This window comes from Arthrobacter sp. Soil764, assembly GCF_001428075.1.
Lineage (GTDB): Bacteria > Actinomycetota > Actinomycetes > Actinomycetales > Micrococcaceae > Arthrobacter.
On record NZ_LMSI01000002.1, the window covers coordinates 46,215 to 63,990 of the forward strand.

The window sequence follows — 17,776 nt, forward strand, 5'->3', positions numbered from 1 at the left end:
GGGATGCGCGTCAACAGTGGCACGAAGGCAGATGTACGATGGATTCGGGCCAAAGGTGGGAAGGGGCAAGGATGAGAATCGCGGTGTACGCGTTCGACGGGGTGACGATGTTCCACCTCGCCGTTCCGCAGATGGTTTTCGATGAGGTGTCCCGGCAGGGCCTTGCCGGCTGGACGACGGTTCTTTTTTCCGACCAGGAAGGCGGGATCACCACCGCTGAGGGATACCGGCTGGGGGAGGTGGAAGGGCCGGCGGCCGCAAAGGAAGCGGACATCGTGGTGGTGCCTTCATGGTTCGAGGACGGGCGAATGCTGGGCGATCCGCTGCGGCAGGTGCTTCAGGCGGCACACGGGCGGGGGGCGCCCATCCTGGGTTTGTGCCTTGGCGCGATCCCCATAGCCGACGCCGGCCTGCTCGCCGGGCGTCCGGCCGTCACACACTGGCAGGCCTTCGACTCCCTCTCTGCGCGGCACCCGGATGTCCCGCTGGACCAGTCTGTCCTCTACATCGACCACGGCGATGTGCTGACTTCCGCCGGCACCGCCTCCGCGCTGGACGCCTGCCTGCATGTCGTGCGGGCCCGCCTGGGGGCGGAGGCAGCCAACCAGGTGGCCCGCAACCTGGTCATCGCGCCGCACCGGGAGGGCGGACAGGCGCAGTACATCGAGCATCCGGTGCCGGCGCGCTCAAACGATGACCCGATCTCGCGGCTGCTGGAGTGGAGCTTGGCCCGCCTGGGAGAGCCGCTCACCATCGACCGGCTGGCAGCCCAGGCGCACCTGAGCCGCCGCACGTTTGTCCGCGCCTTTCGGGCTGCTACCGGGACAACGCCGGCGGCCTGGATCCGCGCCCGCCGGCTGGACGCGGCGCGGCGGCTGCTCGAAACCACGGACCTGTCCATCGACCAGATTTCCGCCGACTGCGGTTTCGGCAACGCCGTCACCCTGCGCCAGAACTTCGCGGCCGCCTTTTCCACCACCCCCACGGACTACAGGCGGCGGTTCGACGCGCGGGCTGACCCGGCCCCGGCCGTCACCTGACGGCAGGACGCCAGAAGGACAGCTACGGCACGTTCCATCGCATCGCCGTCGAAGGTCATCTCCGGGTGGTGCAGTCCGGGTTGGACGTTCGCGCCGACTGCCAGCATTGCGGCCTGAAGTGCAGGGTTCCGACGGGTATAGAAGTGGAAATCGTCGGAACCGGACGTCACGATCCTGGGACGCAGGTACCCGCTGCCGAGTGTTGCTGTGATCGACGAAGCCAAGGCCGCCTCGGCCTCCGGACCTATGACTGCAGCAGGCACTTCGTCACGGAAGTCCAGGCGGATGCCGACCCCGGCGGCGGCGGCCACGGAGCGGCACACCTCCACCAGTCCGGTCCGCAGCGTGTCCATGGCCTCGTTCGTTTGGGCCCTCATATCTACTCCGAAGTGCCCGCTGCCGGGGATGACGTTGAGGTTGCTTCCGCCGGCGTGCAGCATCGTCATTTTGGCGGAACTCGGCACCTGCGGATCGATTTTCAGGCGCCGCAGCCCTGCCGAGACTTCAAACGCAAGTTCGACGGCGTTCGCCCCCAGGTGGGGCCGCGCGCCATGGTGGTCTTCACCGGTGATGGTGCCGTTGGCAAAAAGGCAGGCGCCATGGGAGATGGCAGGCGCCAGGCAGGGTGCCGGGAGTTCCTGCTGCGGACGCAGGTGAACTCCGAAGAGGTACTCAAGCCCGTCCGTGACACCGAGTGCCGCCACGCGTTCCGCCCCGTTGCCCGCCTCCTCCGCCGGTTGAAAGATGGCGCGGACAGCACCGTCCATCGGCCCCGCCTGCTCCGCCAGTTCGAGCATGACGGCAGCAACGATCGCCATGTTGGCGTCATGGCCGCACGAGTGGACCACGGTGGGTTTCCCGTCCACCTCCTGCACCAACGCATCCATGTCCGCCCTAAGCCCTATCGTGGGAACGCCCTCCCCGACGTCCACGGTGAACCCGGGGAAGGCGCCGAATTTCCGAGGTTCCAGGCCTGCCCTCGTGAGCAGGCCGGCCAGGTAATCGGAGGTGGCAGATTCCTCCATGCTCGGCTCCGGGTGCTGGTGGAGGTGGTTCCAGATGTCATGAAGACGGCGCCGCGCTGCCTCATTGATCACGCAGTTACCCCGCACTCGCTGACCGTCAGGTCGGCCAGGACATCGAGGTCCACGTCCACCCCCAGCCCCGGACCTTCACCCACTTGCACCTCGGGCAGGACATAGGCCAGGTTGCCTGGTTCCCGGGCGAACTTCACCGGTCCTGAAAGTTCAGTGGACACAATGTTGGGGTGGGACAAGGCCAAATGGAATCCTGCAGCCGAAGCGATGCTGGTTTCCAGCATGGAACCGATCTGGACCTTGAGGCCGCCGAGTTCGGCCTGCGTGGCCAGGCGGTGGCAGGGCATGATCCCACCACTCTTCATCAGTTTGAGGTTGACCATGTCCACTGAACGGTCGCGGACAAACCGGACCAGGTCGGCGGCATCAACCACTGATTCGTCGGCCATGAGGCGGACCCCGGTGGCCTGGCGCAGCAGCTTGAAACCGTCGATATCGTCGGCGTGGAGCGGTTGTTCCACCCAATCGATTCCGTACGGTTCCAGGGCGCGGATCATTTCACGTGCGGTGGCGGGATCGGCCCACCCCTGGTTGACGTCCACCCGGATGGCGAGGTCCATGCCGATCGCTTCCCGGACAGCCCGGACGCGTTCAATATCCAGGCCGTCACCGCCGCCGAGCTTCATCTTGAGGTGGCGGAAGCCCTGACTCTGGGCCTGGACTGCCTGTTCGGCCAGGACCTCCGGGGCAAGGATGCTCATGACCCTGGCGATGGTGGGTTGTTCCGGGCGGCGTCCGCCCAGCAGGCTGTAGATGGGGCGGTTGGCCGCCTTCCCGGCCAGGTCCCAGCAGGCAATGTCGACGGCGGCTTTCGCGGCTCCGCAGCCTTTGAGCGCCTTGTTGAGGTGCTGGTGGACGGCCGTGATGTCGCGGGGGTCCAGTCCCAGCACTGCGGGAACCAGTTCCGTCCGCAGTGCTTCAACCGTTCCGGTGGGCGTCTCTCCGGTGATGTGCCCGTCCGGGACGCTTTCGCCGTAGCCGGTCAGGCCGTCGTCGGTCTCCAAAGTAAGGACGACGCTGGGCATGGAGGCGTAGCTGTCGTAGGAAACCACAAACGGTTCCAGCAGCGGGAGGTCGATAAGGGTGATGGTGGCGCGGGAAATCTTCAAAGGTGGGCTCACAGTTCACGAGGGGGAGGATGGTGCGGAGGGAGGGACTAAGCGGGACTACATCACGCTTTCGAGGAAGGAGATGGTCCGGGGGTTTTGCGGGTTGTCCAGCACGTCTTCGGGAGCGCCGGACTCCACCACCACGCCGCCGTCCATGAACACCACGCTGTCGCCCGCTCCGCGGGCGAAGCCGATCTCATGGGTGACAACGATCATGGTCATACCGTCCGATGCCAGGGTGCGCATGACGTCCAGTACGTCTCCCACCAGTTCGGGGTCAAGGGCGCTGGTTGGCTCGTCGAACAGGAGCAGCTGCGGATCCATGGCCAGCGCGCGAGCGATGGCGACGCGCTGCTGCTGCCCGCCCGAAAGCTGTGCCGGGTAGGCCTTGGCGAGGTGGGCCAGCCCTACGCGGTCCAGTAGTTCCATCCCGCGCCTGACGGCCTCAGCCTTGGCTACCCTCTTGACGCCCACCGGGGCGGCCCAGATGTTCTCCAAGGCAGTCATGTGGGGGAAGAGGTTGAAGCGCTGGAACACCATGCCGATGCCGCGGCGCTGCCTGGCAACCTCGCGGGGGCTCATCTCGAAAATCTTGTCCTGGCGCTGTGCGTACCCGATCAGGTCCCCGCCAACGGAGATCCGGCCGCCGTCGATCCTTTCCAGGTGGTTGATGCACCGGAGGAAGGTGGATTTGCCTGACCCGGAGGGGCCCAGGAGGCACATGACCTCACCGCTGTTGACGGTCAGGGAGATGCCTTTGAGGACCTCGACGCCGCCGTAGTGCTTCCGCACGTTGCTGGCCACGAGGAGCGGCTGCGCGGCCGGGCGCTGGTCAGGATGCCTGGGGGAGGCCAGTGCCTCGGTCATGACTGGTGTCCTTTCGGTGCTTTCGGGGCCATTGCCGGGCCGGCCGGCTGCTTGCCGAGCATGGCCCTGATCCTGGCAAGCGGAGTGGGAGCCTGCTGCCGGGCGTTGCCGCGGCCGTAGTGGCGTTCCAGGTAGTACTGGGGCACGGACAGGACGGAGGTGAGGAAGAGGTACCAGCAACTGACAACAATGAGCAGTTCCACCTGGCGCAGGTTCTGGGAGGAGATCTGGGTGGCCACGGTGTAAAGCTCGAGCACTGCGATGACGGAGAGCAGGGACGTGTTTTTGAGCATCGAGATGGTCTCATTGCCCATCGGCGGGATGATGACCCGCATGGCCTGGGGCAGGACCACCCGGAACAAGGTGAAGGCAGGGGACATTCCCAGGGAGGAGGCGGCTTCGTGCTGGCCGGCATCGACAGAGAGCATTCCGCCGCGGATGATTTCCGCGGAATACGCGGCCTGGTTCAGGGTCATGGCCAGCAGGCCGGCCGTGAAGGCGGGGACCAGGGTGTTCGTGTCCATGGAGAAGACCGTGAAGTCCGTGAAGGGAATGCCCAGCGAAATTTGTGAATAAAGCAGGCCCAGGTAGCCCCAAAAGACCACCTGGATCAGCAGGGGAGTGCCCCGGAAGACCCAGACGTAGAACCAGGCGAAGGCGTTCATGACGGGATTTTTCGATAGGCGCATAACTGCGAGGAACACGCCCAGGACCGTGGACACCACCATGGACACAACGGTGAGGACAATCGTCAGGCCTACGCCCCCGAGGATCCGGGGATGGAACAGGTAGCTGCCGATGGTGCCATGGTCGATGTTCGGGTTGGTCCAGAGCGATGACGCCAGCGCGGCGGCGCTTACGGCAAGCAGGGCAGCTCCCACCCAGCGCCAGGGGTGCCGGAGCGGAACGGCTACGACGTCGTCCTGGCCGCCTCCGTGGGCGGTCGCGGTTCCGGGGGCAGCAGTTTGCCGGCGCGGGGTTGTGACGGCGGGGTTCATGGCTTGGTACCGCCCAGGTTCAGTCCTGTTTCCTTGACGGTGTAGTCGGAAAGGTTGTATTTGGCCAGGATCTGGTCGTACGTGCCGTCGGCGATGAGTGACTGGAGGGCGGCGAGCAACGCTTTGGAGAGCTCCGCGTCCTTCTTGAGCACGCCGATGCCGGTGTAGACCGGGTTGTATCCGGCCGGGTTGGCAGGGTCCTTGACCAGGTCGAAGATCTTGCCGCCGCCGGCGGTCGTGGCGGCGTAGGCTGCCGCTGCCGAATCGACGACGTCGGCGGCGGCTTTTCCTGAACGGACGGCAGTTTGGACGTCCGTCTCCAAGGGGAGTTCGGAAATCCTGATGGGCTGGGATCCCTTGTCCAGGCACTGCTGCTCGTAGGCCCGGAGGATTTCGGCCTGGACGGTGGCCTTCTGCACGGCGACGTCCTTGTCGCAGAGGTCCAGGACCGTGGTGATGTTACCGGGGTTGCCTTCGGGCACCAGGATCGAGAAGCCTGCGTGGAAATAGTCCACGAAGTCCAGGGTCTCCTGGCGCTCGGACGTATCGTTCATCCCGGACATGATGATGTCGTTCTTGCCCGATTGCAGCGAGGGAATAATGCTGTCGAACGCCTGGGTCCGGAGCTCCAGCCGCACGCCCAGCTTGGCTCCGAGGGCCTGGGCAAGGTCGTAGTCGAGGCCCGTGAGCTGCTGGTTATCGTCGAACATCTCCATGGGTGGATAGGGGATGTCGGAGGCGACGTTGATGACGCCTGCGCTCTTGTAGCGTTCGGGAAGGGCGGCAGCGGCTGCGGGGTCTACGGCGCCTCCCGAAAAGGTGTTTGCGTTGCCGGCAGGTGTTGTGCCTGCCGAGCAGGCTGCCAGGCCCGTCACCAGGGCGAGGCCCGCGGCCAGGACGGCTTTACGGCCGGTTACAGCACGGGGTGTGATGCGCATAGGTACTCCTCTTGGGGTGGGGGTTAGGCCTGGTCTGGGGCGGTCAGCCGGTACCAGCCGCCGCGTGTGACGCCGGATGCCCGGCGGCCGGAGGCGAAAGCGCCTTCGAAGATCTCCCGCAGCAGCACGCGCCACTGGGCAGCGGCGCCGGGGTCCGAGCTGCGGAGTGCCACGATGTCTCCCGGAGCGCGGCACCACAGGGTTCCGCCTGATTCCAGGAGGACAGGCAGCGAGTCGGGACCGTATTCGAGAACGCCGGCCAGGTGGGCAGGCGGGAGTTCGATTTCCGCCTGGATCCCGAGTCCCGCGTCCAGGCTCCGTTGCGAGGTCAGGGGCCATACCGCCACGAGGCGGTCGCTTTCGTCGTTGGCGTTGATTTCGTCCTGCATCTCACCGTAGAAGTTGCGGACATACTCTGACGCGTAGGCTCCCAGCTTGGTGAGGTTGAAGCGGGCGTTCCGGCTGACCAGCGGGTCAAAGGTCCAGGTCATGGTGTCGATGCCGCGGGCCAGGGACCATGCCCGCTGGTGTTGTTTGAGGGCGAAACCGACGCCCTTGTCGCCTGTGCCGGGAAGCACTCCGGCAATCAGGGAGTAGGTGGACCGCCCGCCGGGGGAGACGATGCCCACCGCTGCTCCGCAGAGTTGCCCTGCTTGGTTGTACGCGGCGGAGACGTTGCAGCCGGCGTGGGAAATGCTGCGCAGGAGGTCGAAGGGGATGGGTGCTCCGTGCGGGGACATCCCCCAGATGGCAATGAGCAATGCCTCCACGTCCCGGAGCCGGTCGCGGTCGTGTTCGTCCACCACCAGGACACCGGCCCTGGATGCTGCTGCGGTTGCTGATTCTGCGGCCTGGAGGGCGGCCGGGCCGGCATCAAGAGTAAGTGACATGCGTCAACTATCTGCTGTACCGGCCAGCCACAGCTTCGGTGTGCTCAACGAAGGTTGGCGGAGTTTGTTGTGTTTCAGCACTAGAGGTGGAAGTCTTTAGCGTCATGAGCGAGACCACCCACCTCAACGACGGCATCCACCTGGCCCACCTGCTGCGGTTGCTGGAGAACACGGGACTGGTCCTGCATTCAAGGGCGGTGCCGCCCAGGTTGTCCCTGATGAGTCCGTCGCTCTATGACCCGTTCGTTCCGCTTGAAGGGCTGAGCGGGGGTATTTTGCTCGGGATCGGGCTGCACCCCGCGGACGCGGGCACTGCCGGCGTCATCCGTGATGCGGCGGAGGCCGGCTTTGCGGCCGTGGTGCTCAAGAAACTCCGCCAGGACATCGAACCCCTTGCGGAGGTGGCGGACCATGCCGGCATTGCCCTCCTGGTGGTGGACGACGAAGTGGGCTGGCGCCACCTGAATGCGCTGCTGGATTCTGCCCTCAACGCCTCGGCAGATGCCGGCAACCCCATCCAGCCGCTGGGAGTGGGGGACCTTTTCGCGCTGGCAAATGCCATCGCGGCGATGGTGGGCGGGGCAACCACCATCGAGAACCTGCAGGAACAGGTGTTGGCGTACTCCACGCTCGAGGACCAGCCGATCGATGAGGACCGGCGCCGGGGAATCCTGGGCCGGCAGGTTCCGTACCTGCCCGAGAACGCGGGCCAGTACGCGTCGGTGTTCCGTTCCTCCGGGGCAGTCCGGATCGAAGGCGTCCGGCCGGCCATGGACAGGATGGCGATAGCGGTCCGGGCAGGCAAGGAGCCGTTGGGGTCGATCTGGGTTGTTGATGTGCATGGCGATCTGGACGGAGATGCCGAACAGGCCTTGGAGCGCGCCGCGGACATCGCAGCGCTCCACATGCTCCGCGCCCGCAACAGCCATGATCTTGCACGCCAGCAGCGGGCGGAACTCCTGCGCAGGCTGCTCGAAGGAGGTGACGACGCCGTCCTGGTGGCAGAACAGCTGGGGCTGCGGCACTCCGGCCCTTTCGCCGTCGTCGCTTTCCAGCCGGAGGTTGGCCAGGCAGCCGAGACCACACTGGTCCGCGTTGTGGATCTGGTGACCACGCAGTGCGAAGCCCACGGCCAGGGTGCCCAGTGCGTTCAGATGGGCCCCACCATCTATGCAATCTTCCCGGCGGCAGCCACGTCATCCCTGGGCTCGATCGAAACCCTTGTCCGGCGGCTCAACGATCGGGCGAGGGCCTCGCTCGGGGTTGAGCTGCGGGCCGCGGCAGGTCCCGCCGTCCGCGCCGTCTCGGACATCAGCCGTTCACGGCATGACGCTGACCTTGTCCTGCTCATGCTTGCCTCGGACGGCTCCCCGGTCACGTACGCCAGCGCAGGGGAGGTCCGCAGCCGGCTCACCCTCCTGGAGCTGGCCGCGACGTTCCGTGCGGCACCGCACCTTCTGTCCGCTGCCGCACGGAGGATCAAAGAGTACGACGCCGAGTTTGGCACCGGATATGCCCTCACGCTGCGGACATACCTCGACTGCTCCCGCGATTCGGCAAGGACGGCAGCGGCGTTGTCCCTGCACCAGAACACCCTCCGGTACCGCCTCAAGCGCCTGCGCGACCTCTTCGGCGTGGATCTGGATCAGCCTGCGGACACGCTGGTGCTATGGCTCAGCCTGCACGTGCTCGAACTGAACTAGCTGGGCGAGCCGGCCGGAGAGAACGCGCGATACGTGGATTCCGGCAGCCACTGAAGGGCACGCCGGCCCGCCAACGGGCGCTGCAAGGGTCACAACTACGCCCTCGGTGAACCGCACCAACTTCCCCTCCGCGTGCACTGATCGTTCCCAGCCTCCGGACGTACACTGACCTTCGCACCACACGTTTGTGGACACTCCGTCAGGTTGGAGCCCGGCCTTGCTCTGGAAGTTGCTCGTCGAATACCTGCGGCCGCACCGGCCGCTGCTCGCCGCCGTCGTGGTTTTCCAGCTGGCGCAGTCCATCGCGTCGCTGTACCTGCCCACGCTGAACGCGGACATCATTGACCAGGGCGTGGCCAGGGGCGACACCGGCTACATCATGTCCACCGGCAGCTTCATGCTGCTCATCACGCTGGCCCAGATCGTGTGCGCCGTCATCGCCGTATACTTCGGGGCCAAGGCCGCCATGGGCCTGGGCCGGGACCTGCGCGGCGACATCTTCGAACGCGTGGGCCAGTTCTCCGAGCAGGAAGTCACCCGCTTCGGCGCCCCGAGCCTCATCACCCGATCCACTAACGACGTCCAGCAGGTCCAGCAGCTGGTGCTGATGTCCGCAACGCTGATGGTCGCCGCGCCCATGCTCAGCATCGGCGGGGTGATCATGGCCATCCGTCAGGACGCCCAGTTGTCCTGGCTCATTGCCGTGTGCGTCCCTGTGCTGCTGATCGCCGTCGGCCTGATCGTGACGCGCATGGTGCCGCTGTTCCGCAAAATGCAGGCCCGGATCGACACCGTGAACCGCGTCCTGCGTGAGCAGCTCACCGGCATCCGCGTGGTGCGGGCGTTCGTGCGCGAGGACATGGAAACGGCCCGCTTCGCCCGCGCCAACATGGACGTCACGGACGTTGCCCTGCGCGCCGGCCGGCTGATGGCCCTCATGTTTCCCGTGGTCATGCTGGTCCTGAACGTCTCCAGCGTGGCGGTGATCTGGTTCGGGTCGTTCCGGATCGAGGACGGGTCCATGCAGGTGGGCACCCTGATCGCGTTCCTGAGCTACCTGATGCAGATCCTGATGTCCGTGATGATGGCCACCTTCATGGCGGTCATGATCCCGCGCGCGTCGGTGTCCGCGGACCGCATCGGCGAGGTGCTGGGCACCGAGTCCAGTGTGCGGCCGCCCGAGAACCCGGTCAGTACCAAGGTGCGGCGCGGCGAGCTGGAAATGCGCGACGTCGGATTCGCCTACCCGGGTGCCGACCAGCCCGTCCTGTCAGGGATCAGCTTCACCGCCAAGGCAGGGCAGACGACGGCGATCATCGGCAGCACCGGCTCCGGCAAGACCACCCTGGTGAACCTGATGCCACGGCTTTTCGACGTGACCTCCGGGGCGGTGCTGATCGACGGCGTGGACATCCGCGAGCTGGACCCGGACCTGCTCTGGGGGCACATCGGCCTGGTCCCGCAGCGGCCCTACCTGTTCTCCGGCACGGTGCGCAGCAACCTGCTGTACGGCAACCCGGACGCCACTGAGGACGAGCTGTGGACCGCGCTGGAGATCGCCCAGGCCCGTGACTTCGTGGAGGAGATGGAGGAAGGGCTGGACGCGGCCATCTCGCAGGGCGGCACCAACGTCTCCGGCGGGCAGCGGCAGCGGCTGGCCATCGCCCGGGCCTTGGTGAAGCGGCCCGAGCTGTACATCTTTGACGACTCGTTCTCGTCCCTGGACACCGGCACCGACGCCCGGTTGCGCCAGGCCCTGAAGCGCAGCACCGCCGGGGCCACGCTGGTGATCATCGCCCAGCGTGTGTCCAGCATCGTGGATGCGGACCGGATTTTGGTGCTCGACGACGGCAGGATCGTTGCACACGGGACGCACCATGAGTTGCTGGAGACGTCCGAGACGTACCGCGAGATTGTCTCGTCCCAGCTGGCAGCGGAGGAGACGGTATGAGCCCGGAACCCACTCGTGAAGCCGGCACCAAAGGCGCGCCCGCGTCCAAAACTGCCAGTGCCGACGTCGTACGCATTCCCCGTCCGGCCGGCGGACCGGGAAGGGGTGGGCCCTTTGCCGGAATGAATGTCCCGGCCGAGAAGGCGATGAACTTCAAAGGCTCGGCCAAGCGACTGCTGGCCACCCTGCGTCCGGAGCGTGCATGGCTGATCCTGGTGCTGTTCATGGCCGTGGCGGGCGTGGTGCTGCAGGTGATCGGGCCGCGGCTGCTGGGCGAGGGCACCAACCTGATTTTCGCCGGGGTGGTGTCCAAGCAGCTGCCGCCGGGTGTGACCCAGGCGCAGCTGATTGCGCAGCTGCGGGCGGCGGGGGAGAACCAGAAGGCGGACATGCTCAGCGCCATGACGCTGACGCCCGGCATGGGGATCGACTTCGGGGCGCTGGCCAGCGTGCTGACGTGGGCGCTGGTGCTGTATGTGCTGGGGTCGGCGTTCATGTGGGGGACGGCGTATGTGCTGAACGGCGTGGTGCAGCGGACCGTGTTCGGGCTGCGCGAGAAGATCGAGGCGAAGATCAACCGGCTGCCGCTGCGGTACTTCGACTCGATCCAGCGCGGTGAGCTGCTCAGCCGGGTCACCAACGATGTGGACAACATTTCGCAGAGCCTGCAGCAGTCCATCAGCCAGGCGGTGACCTCGGTGCTGACGGTGCTGGGCGTGCTGGTGATGATGTTCATCCTCTCGCCCACGCTGGCGCTGATCGCGCTGGTGACCATTCCGCTGACGCTTGGGATCACGGCGTTGATCGCCAAGCGCTCGCAGAAGCTGTTCGTGCAGCAGTGGAAGAACACGGGCGAGCTGAACGGGCAGATCGAGGAGACCTACACGGGGCATGCGCTGGTGAAGGTGTTCGGCCGGCAGCGTGAGGTGGGGGAACAGTTCCGGCAGAAGAACGTGGAGCTGTATGAGGCGAGCTTCGGGGCACAGTTCATTTCCGGACTGATCATGCCGGCGATGACGTTCATCGGGAACCTGGTGTACGTGGGGATTGCCGTGGTGGGCGGCCTCCAGGTGGCGTCCGGCGCGATGCAGCTGGGGGATGTGCAGGCTTTCATCCAGTACTCGCGGCAGTTCACGCAGCCGCTGGCGCAGCTGGGGTCCATGGCCAACCTGCTCCAGTCCGGGGTGGCCTCGGCGGAACGGGTGTTCGAGCTGCTGGATACGGAGGAGCAGTCGGCGGATCCTGCCGGTTCCGCTTTGCAGAGCCCGGATGGTGCAGCGCGCGGGCGGCTGGTGTTTGAGGACGTCTCTTTCTCGTATTCGCCGGACAAGCCCCTGATTTCCGGGTTGTCCTTGGTGGCGGAGCCGGGGCAGACGGTGGCCATTGTGGGGCCGACGGGTGCGGGCAAGACGACGCTGGTGAACCTGATGATGCGGTTCTACGAGCTGGACGCAGGCCGGATCACTCTGGACGGCGTGGACATCACTACCATGACCCGGAACGATCTGCGCTCGCGGATGGGGATGGTGTTGCAGGATACCTGGCTGTTCGGCGGGACCATCCGGGACAACATTGCCTACGGGCGGCCGACTGCTTCTTCGGACGAGATTCTGGAGGCGGCTACGGCAACGTACGTGGACCGGTTCGTGAAGTCGCTGCCCGAGGGGTACGACACCGTTCTGGACGACGAGGGCGCCAACGTGTCCGCTGGTGAGAAGCAATTGCTGACGATTGCCCGGGCGTTCCTGGCGCGGCCGTCGGTGCTGATCCTGGATGAGGCGACGTCCTCCGTGGATACCCGGACCGAGGTGTTGGTGCAGAAGGCCATGAGAGCTTTGAGGAGCGACCGGACGTCCTTTGTGATCGCGCACCGCCTATCCACGATCCGCGACGCCGACCTCATCCTGGTGATGGAGAACGGCCAGATCGTGGAGCAGGGCACTCATGCTTCTTTGTTGGCTGCGGGTGGGGCTTATGCGCGGCTGTACGAGGCCCAGTTCGCGGCGCCGGTGGCGGAGATTTAAGGGGCTCGGTTCCACTCGTAGCCGCGGTGGGCATCAATATCAAGGCCCCGTTCTGTCGCCCGACGGCGGCTGGGCCGGCCTTGCAGGACGATGGAAAGGCAGCCGGGGCAGCGGGGCCCTCCGGCCCTATCGGGATGACACGGGAAGGCCTATCTTTACCTGACCCAGCCCGAAGGAAAGGAACAATGATGTTCACCTTGCAGATCAGCTATCCAGTCCGGGATTACGAGGCCTTCAAGAAGGTATTCGACAGTGATCCTGCAGGCCGCGCTTCCTCCGGCGCCAGGTCTGTCCGGCTTTTCCGGGATACCCAGGAGCAGAACAACGTTGCCGTGCTCCTTGACTTCGATACCAAGGATGCTGCGGACGGCTTCCTGAAGGGGCTTCGCCGCGACGTGTGGGACAACCCCGACGTGATAGGGCAACTGATGACCGCAGCGCCCTCGGCCAGGATTCTGGAGGAGACGGCGCGCGAGGGCCAGGGCGCGGGCTGACCGCAGAATAGGCGCGAGCTGAAAATCCCCATCGGGTTGCCTCCCGGATCCGGCGTCTGAAAGGGGCAGAGCGCGATCAGGCCGCCGCGAGCAGCACTGAAGGCTTCGTAATAGGCCTTGTGCCGAGGCTGGACCTAGAGGAGTCGCGCACGCTCGGTACTCTCACGCAGGCTGTAAAACACCAAGAATTCCATAGGCAAGATGCCCAGCGGGAGCAGATCAGTTCACGTGCTGAGCTGTTCAATCAACGCCGCAACCCATATTTGCGGTTAGAGGTAGCTCTTGACCGTCGCCCGAAGGGCTTCGGTGTGCTCGTAGATCTCCTCGAGCGAGTTGATGGGCACTCGGCGCTCTTCTTTATTGTCATCGAAGATGCCGATGTATTTCTGGGTTCGGTTGAAGTGCAGCCGCGCAATGGGCTTGCGGTTGTTGTCGTCGAGGAGGACTGCAAAGTAGGACTTGGCATCACGCTGCGCTATTCGGACTGGCTTTACCTCGCTGCACACGATGGCACGGACGATCTGGTAGCCCTCGATTTCCTCGAGCGTTGTCTCCAGACCATCGGCTTCGGCCAGATCCGCTTCTGCGACCGGAGCGCTGGTGACAGCCAAGGGTGTGGCTGTGTCCTCAGTTTGCGGGAACCCGGGGTTGCCAAGGGCTTTCTTCAGCCGCTCGTTCACCTGGTCGTTGAGGAATTGCTTGGTGGCCTTCCCAACCAGGCTGGTGAACTGCTCCCGCACTTTCTGTGTGTACGGCCCCGTATAGACCCTGGTTGTCAGGAACTTGACCCATTCATCTTCAGGCTCCTTGAACTGTGCAGCCAGGGTGCGCTTCAGCTCGCCGATGTATTTCAGTTCGCCGGCGGCGCTGATAATCGAGTCGAGGTCGAAAACGTCCTTGGACAGCTTCTGCAGTTCAGGGATGAGTGTCTGGTCGATGTCGTTCAGATCCAGCACCAGGAAAGGCTTGGCATCCATACGGTTTGGTGCGTCGAGGTCGGTAAAGAATTGGTAAATCTCGCCGTTGGTAAGGATGGCGATCCGCGCGTTGGTAACGGCAAAGTAGCGGAAGAGCTGTGACGCATGTTCGATTTTCACGGGCTCCGTGGACTTCTTGCACTCAATCAAGATCTGTACCTCACCGTCTTTGACGATGGCGTAGTCGATCTTCTCGCCCTTCTTGAGGCCCACATCAGCAATAAACTCCGGAACGACCTCCAGCGGATTGAAGACGTCATAGCCAAGAATCGTTGAGATAAAGGGCATCACGAAGGCATTCTTTGTTGCCTCTTCCGTCTGGATTACACCCCGCTGCTGACGCACCTTTGCCGCCAACGCCGCAAGCTTTTCCGCAAATTCCATGTCTTACCCCCAGTAAGGCCGTACCCGGACACGGCTTCGTGTCCCGTGGCAGTATCAAGCTGTTGAAGCAAAAACCTACATCCGATCGGCGACATTTACACGTAACCGGTGAATGGCTGCGTCATGTTGAATTTGTCATCGGCGAAGAACAACTGACCAGACGGGGGGAATTGAACCCCCGGTCGGGAAAATGAAAGCGGACGACGCCGGGTGCCCACCCGCCGTCGTCCGCTCCACCAAGCCCGCCCCAATGGCGGCCCGCAAACTACCTCAGTGCCACAACCCCAGCGCGAACTCCGCAATCACCGTGGACAGCAGGAACGAGGCCGTGATGGCCACGAGCCCCACCGGGATGATCTTCCAGCCGATGTTCTTCAGCAGCGGGATGTCCTTGCCCAGGGACAGGCCGGCCAGGGTCAGCATCACGGTGGCGATGGACAGGAAGTCCACGGTCTTGACGGCCGCGTCAGCGCCTCGGCCCCGAAGAACCACGGGCTGGAGATGTATGCGCCAATCGTGGTGATGAACACGATGGCAGAGATCTTCCGGGTGACCTTCGCCAGTGCGATGCCCACCAGGACCAGCGCCAGCAGGATCACGTACTCCACCACGATCGACAGGCTCAACTCCTTCGCCGCCACCGACGCCGTGCCAATACACAGCATCGTCAGGATGGACAACGAGTAGCAGCTGAAATCAAAATGTCGGACCCTCCTGGCACACTTTGGTTATGGGAACCGGAGCGGTTGTGGACGCAAGAGGCGGTGCCGGGTTGGCCGCTGCCGTTACGTCCATAAGGGGGCTGGCGGACGAGCTGGCTGAAGTCGTTGACCGGTCTTCGGAGAATTCGGACGGCGCTCACCGGGATGATCAAGATCCGCTCGGCGACCTCGCTGACTCGTGCCTGGACGGCTTGGGTGTTGTAGCCCGTATTGAAGCCGCCGCCGCAGCGGCAAAGGTCCACTTTCTCGCTACATATGCACAGGCAACAGATGCCCTGGTACCGCCGGCTGAAAGCCCGTATGAGTCCTCGGCGCGGGAAATGAGCCAGGTGGCGGAAGTTGCCTGCCTTCTCAGCATCGGAGAACGTGCCGCAGCCGCGCTGCTGGGGGACGCGCACGCGCTGACAACAACGTTGCCGGCCGCATTGGATGCGTTGCAGGCGGGGAAGATTTCATGGCAGCACGCCAGGATCCTCGTCGATGAAACCACGGGCCTGGACAAAGCCGCAGCCTCAGCAGTGGAGGCACACTTTCTGGACCCGGACGCACCGAACGGTGCCAGGGGTGCCGCGGCGGGGGAGTTAGCGCCAGCCCGCTTCCGGCGGAAGGTACGTGCTTGGCGGGAACGCCACCATCCTGAATCCCTCGAAATCAGGCACGCAAAGTCGGTAGAAGACCGGCGCATGGAGTACTCACCGGACCGCAACGGGATGGCATGGGTGTCGCTATATATGCCTGCAGATAAGGCCTGTGCCATTTGGAACAAAACCACTGCCCTGGCCCGCGGCCTGCAGGGACCGGACGAACCGCGGACCCTCACCCAAATCAAGGTGGACGAGGCCGCCAGATTGTTGCTGGGCACCGCCGGGAAGAACGCCGGGGCCGGAACGTCCCTCAAAGCGGACGTCCTGGTCACGGTGCCGGCCCTCTCCCTCTTTGGCGCCACGGACGAACCCGCCGACCTTGACAATTACGGACCCATCCCGGCATCGATGGCCCGCAAACTCGTTTCGGAAGGCGCCAGTTCCTTCTACCGGGTGTTGGTGGACCCGCGGGACGGGGCACCGCTCGAAATCGGCCGGACCAGCTACCGGCTTCCGGAATCACTGAAGCGGTGGCTGCGGATGCGCGATGGAAAATGCACCTTCCCCGGATGCAGCAATTCCAGCCCAGACAATGAAGCAGACCATCTCACCGCATGGGAGCACGGCGGAGCCACCGGGATCAGCAACCTGGGCCAGTTGTGCCCCAAGCACCATCGGCTGAAACATCGGACCGGCTGGAAGCCGGGACCGGCAGCAACGCATGAGCCACCTGGCTGGGTCTCGCCCACCGGGCGTCGTTACAACGCCGAACAACTGGACCGGGAACCAACACTCTGGCCGCCGGGCCTCCTGCAGGAAGAAAGTAGTCCGTTGGAGGCACTCATCGTCGACTATCTCGTTGCCTAGGAGTCGCACGACTTTGCCCGTGCGCAACAAGTCGCCGCTTCCCCCGGCAGCGCGAGTGGACAGGTCTCGCGTTTTCCTCTGCCGCTCGCGACCTGTAGGCGCGGCCGCCGATAGGCCCGGCACTTTGTCCCTTGCCGTTCACCCGCCGTCAATCAGCATGCCCCGAACCGTTCCACCAGATCCACCAGTCTTTTCAGGCACCCTCCCGCCAGGCACATCCCAAACCGGGCAGGAAATCCCCGAGGTACCAGGAGTACTCCGTGTTCGTGAAAAGCACCCTTGCCGCCGTCGCTGTCCTCGCTTCCCTGGCCGGGACAGCCGTCACCCCCGCCCAGGCCGGTGCCGAGGCAGCCAAACCGGCGGACGTCGTCGTCGGCCAGCCGCTCGCCGGGACGCACGCCCACAATGACTACGAGCATGACCGCCCCCTGTATGACGCGCTGGAGCATGGCTTCACCAGCCTCGAGGCGGACGTATGGCTGGTGGACGGCGAGCTGCGGGTGGCCCACGACCTGGCCGACGCCAAACAGGGCGTCACGCTCGAGAGCCTCTACCTGGACCCGCTCCAGGATCTGGTCCGAAGCCAGCCAGGCCACAGCGTCTACCCCAAATGGGACGGCAGCCTGCAGCTTCTGATCGACATCAAGAGCGAGGGCGAGGCCACCTACGCCGCCATCGAGCAGGAACTGTCCGAGCACCGCGACATCATGAGCCGCTATACCAACGGCAACACCAAAACCGGTCCGATGACCGCGGTCATCAGCGGTAACCGACCGCTGGCCACGATGCAGGCGCAGACCCAGCGCTTCAGCTTCTACGATGGCCGCTCCACAGATCTCACGTCCGGCCTGCCCGCCAGCCTCATGCCGCTGGTCAGCGACAACTGGACCAAGCTCTTCACCTGGCAGGGCGTCGGTCCCATGCCCGAGGCCGAGCGCACCAAGCTGCGCGCCTTCGTCGCGACGGCGCACGCCAACGGTTACCGCGTCCGCTTCTGGGCCACCCCGGACCAGCCCGGCGAAGCCCGCGACGCCGTCTGGACCGAACTCGCCGATGCCGGCGTGGACCACATCAACACCGACGACCTCGCCGGCCTGCAGCAGTTCCTCACCGCCCGCACGCGCTGAGCAT

14 protein-coding genes and 1 pseudogene are annotated in these 17,776 nt (G+C 64.8%); 7 read left to right on the plus strand and 8 right to left on the minus strand.

Features of this window, described 5'->3' with window-relative positions:
* Nucleotides 1-71 precede the first annotated feature (71 nt).
* A complete protein-coding gene (locus tag ASG86_RS02565; protein ID WP_056329834.1) occupies nt 72-1,040 on the plus strand; it encodes a GlxA family transcriptional regulator in 969 nt (322 codons plus the stop codon).
* Here the strand turns inward: ASG86_RS02565 and ASG86_RS02570 are convergent.
* The 6 genes from ASG86_RS02570 to ASG86_RS02595 are packed head-to-tail and all read right to left on the minus strand — an operon-like array spanning nt 989 to nt 6,939.
* Nucleotides 989-2,137, minus strand: coding sequence for an amidohydrolase (locus tag ASG86_RS02570; RefSeq protein WP_156386108.1), 1,149 nt, complete (start codon nt 2,135-2,137; stop codon nt 989-991). The two genes, ASG86_RS02565 and ASG86_RS02570, sit on opposite strands and share 52 nt — an antisense overlap.
* Complete coding sequence (locus ASG86_RS02575; protein ID WP_200946111.1) at nt 2,134-3,258, minus strand: mandelate racemase/muconate lactonizing enzyme family protein; 1,125 nt, start codon at nt 3,256-3,258, stop codon at nt 2,134-2,136. The genes ASG86_RS02570 and ASG86_RS02575 overlap by 4 nt, the downstream gene beginning before the upstream one ends.
* Before the next feature lie 45 nt (nt 3,259-3,303).
* Entirely contained in the window at nt 3,304-4,113 is an 810-nt protein-coding gene (locus tag ASG86_RS02580; protein WP_056329842.1) for an amino acid ABC transporter ATP-binding protein, read from the minus strand.
* Nucleotides 4,110-5,111 carry an amino acid ABC transporter permease gene (locus ASG86_RS02585; protein ID WP_056329844.1) on the minus strand — a complete coding sequence of 334 codons (1,002 nt, stop codon included), beginning with the start codon at nt 5,109-5,111 and terminating at the stop codon, nt 4,110-4,112. The genes ASG86_RS02580 and ASG86_RS02585 overlap by 4 nt, the downstream gene beginning before the upstream one ends.
* Nucleotides 5,108-6,049: an ABC transporter substrate-binding protein gene (locus ASG86_RS02590; RefSeq protein ID WP_056329847.1), complete on the minus strand. Its 942-nt coding sequence runs from the start codon at nt 6,047-6,049 to the stop codon at nt 5,108-5,110. Before ASG86_RS02590 ends, ASG86_RS02585 begins: the two co-directional genes overlap by 4 nt.
* A gap of 23 nt (nt 6,050-6,072) precedes the next feature.
* Nucleotides 6,073-6,939 carry a hypothetical protein gene (locus ASG86_RS02595; protein WP_056329850.1) on the minus strand — a complete coding sequence of 289 codons (867 nt, stop codon included), beginning with the start codon at nt 6,937-6,939 and terminating at the stop codon, nt 6,073-6,075.
* 104 nt (nt 6,940-7,043) lie between these two features.
* On the opposite strand from ASG86_RS02595, the gene ASG86_RS02600 reads away from it, so the two are divergent.
* The 4 genes from ASG86_RS02600 to ASG86_RS02615 all read left to right on the plus strand — a co-directional run bounded on the left by ASG86_RS02600 (nt 7,044) and on the right by ASG86_RS02615 (nt 13,111).
* The gene (locus tag ASG86_RS02600; protein WP_056329852.1) at nt 7,044-8,642 is read left to right on the plus strand and encodes a PucR family transcriptional regulator; all 1,599 of its coding nucleotides are present in this window, start codon (nt 7,044-7,046) and stop codon (nt 8,640-8,642) included.
* 217 nt (nt 8,643-8,859) lie between these two features.
* Complete coding sequence (locus ASG86_RS02605; protein WP_056329855.1) at nt 8,860-10,593, plus strand: ABC transporter ATP-binding protein; 1,734 nt, start codon at nt 8,860-8,862, stop codon at nt 10,591-10,593.
* Nucleotides 10,590-12,617, plus strand: a complete 2,028-nt coding sequence (locus ASG86_RS02610; RefSeq protein WP_056329857.1) for an ABC transporter ATP-binding protein — start codon at nt 10,590-10,592, stop codon at nt 12,615-12,617. Before ASG86_RS02605 ends, ASG86_RS02610 begins: the two co-directional genes overlap by 4 nt.
* A gap of 185 nt (nt 12,618-12,802) precedes the next feature.
* On the plus strand, nt 12,803-13,111 hold the full coding sequence (locus tag ASG86_RS02615) for a hypothetical protein (protein WP_235565071.1): 309 nt from the start codon (nt 12,803-12,805) through the stop codon (nt 13,109-13,111).
* 269 nt (nt 13,112-13,380) lie between these two features.
* On the opposite strand, the gene ASG86_RS02620 is transcribed toward ASG86_RS02615, so the two are convergent.
* Together ASG86_RS02620 and ASG86_RS20045 are read right to left on the minus strand one after the other, a co-directional pair.
* Nucleotides 13,381-14,472: a type I restriction endonuclease gene (locus ASG86_RS02620; protein WP_056329860.1), complete on the minus strand. Its 1,092-nt coding sequence runs from the start codon at nt 14,470-14,472 to the stop codon at nt 13,381-13,383.
* 270 nt (nt 14,473-14,742) lie between these two features.
* Nucleotides 14,743-15,155 (minus strand): annotated as a pseudogene (locus ASG86_RS20045) (DUF3100 domain-containing protein); the annotation flags it as partial.
* 47 nt (nt 15,156-15,202) lie between these two features.
* Here ASG86_RS20045 and ASG86_RS02635 point away from each other — a divergent pair.
* Entirely contained in the window at nt 15,203-16,645 is a 1,443-nt protein-coding gene (locus tag ASG86_RS02635) for an HNH endonuclease signature motif containing protein (RefSeq protein WP_056329869.1), read from the plus strand.
* Between the two features lie 260 nt (nt 16,646-16,905).
* Entirely contained in the window at nt 16,906-17,772 is an 867-nt protein-coding gene (locus ASG86_RS02640; RefSeq protein WP_056329872.1) for a phosphatidylinositol-specific phospholipase C/glycerophosphodiester phosphodiesterase family protein, read from the plus strand.
* Nucleotides 17,773-17,776: the final 4 nt, after the last annotated feature.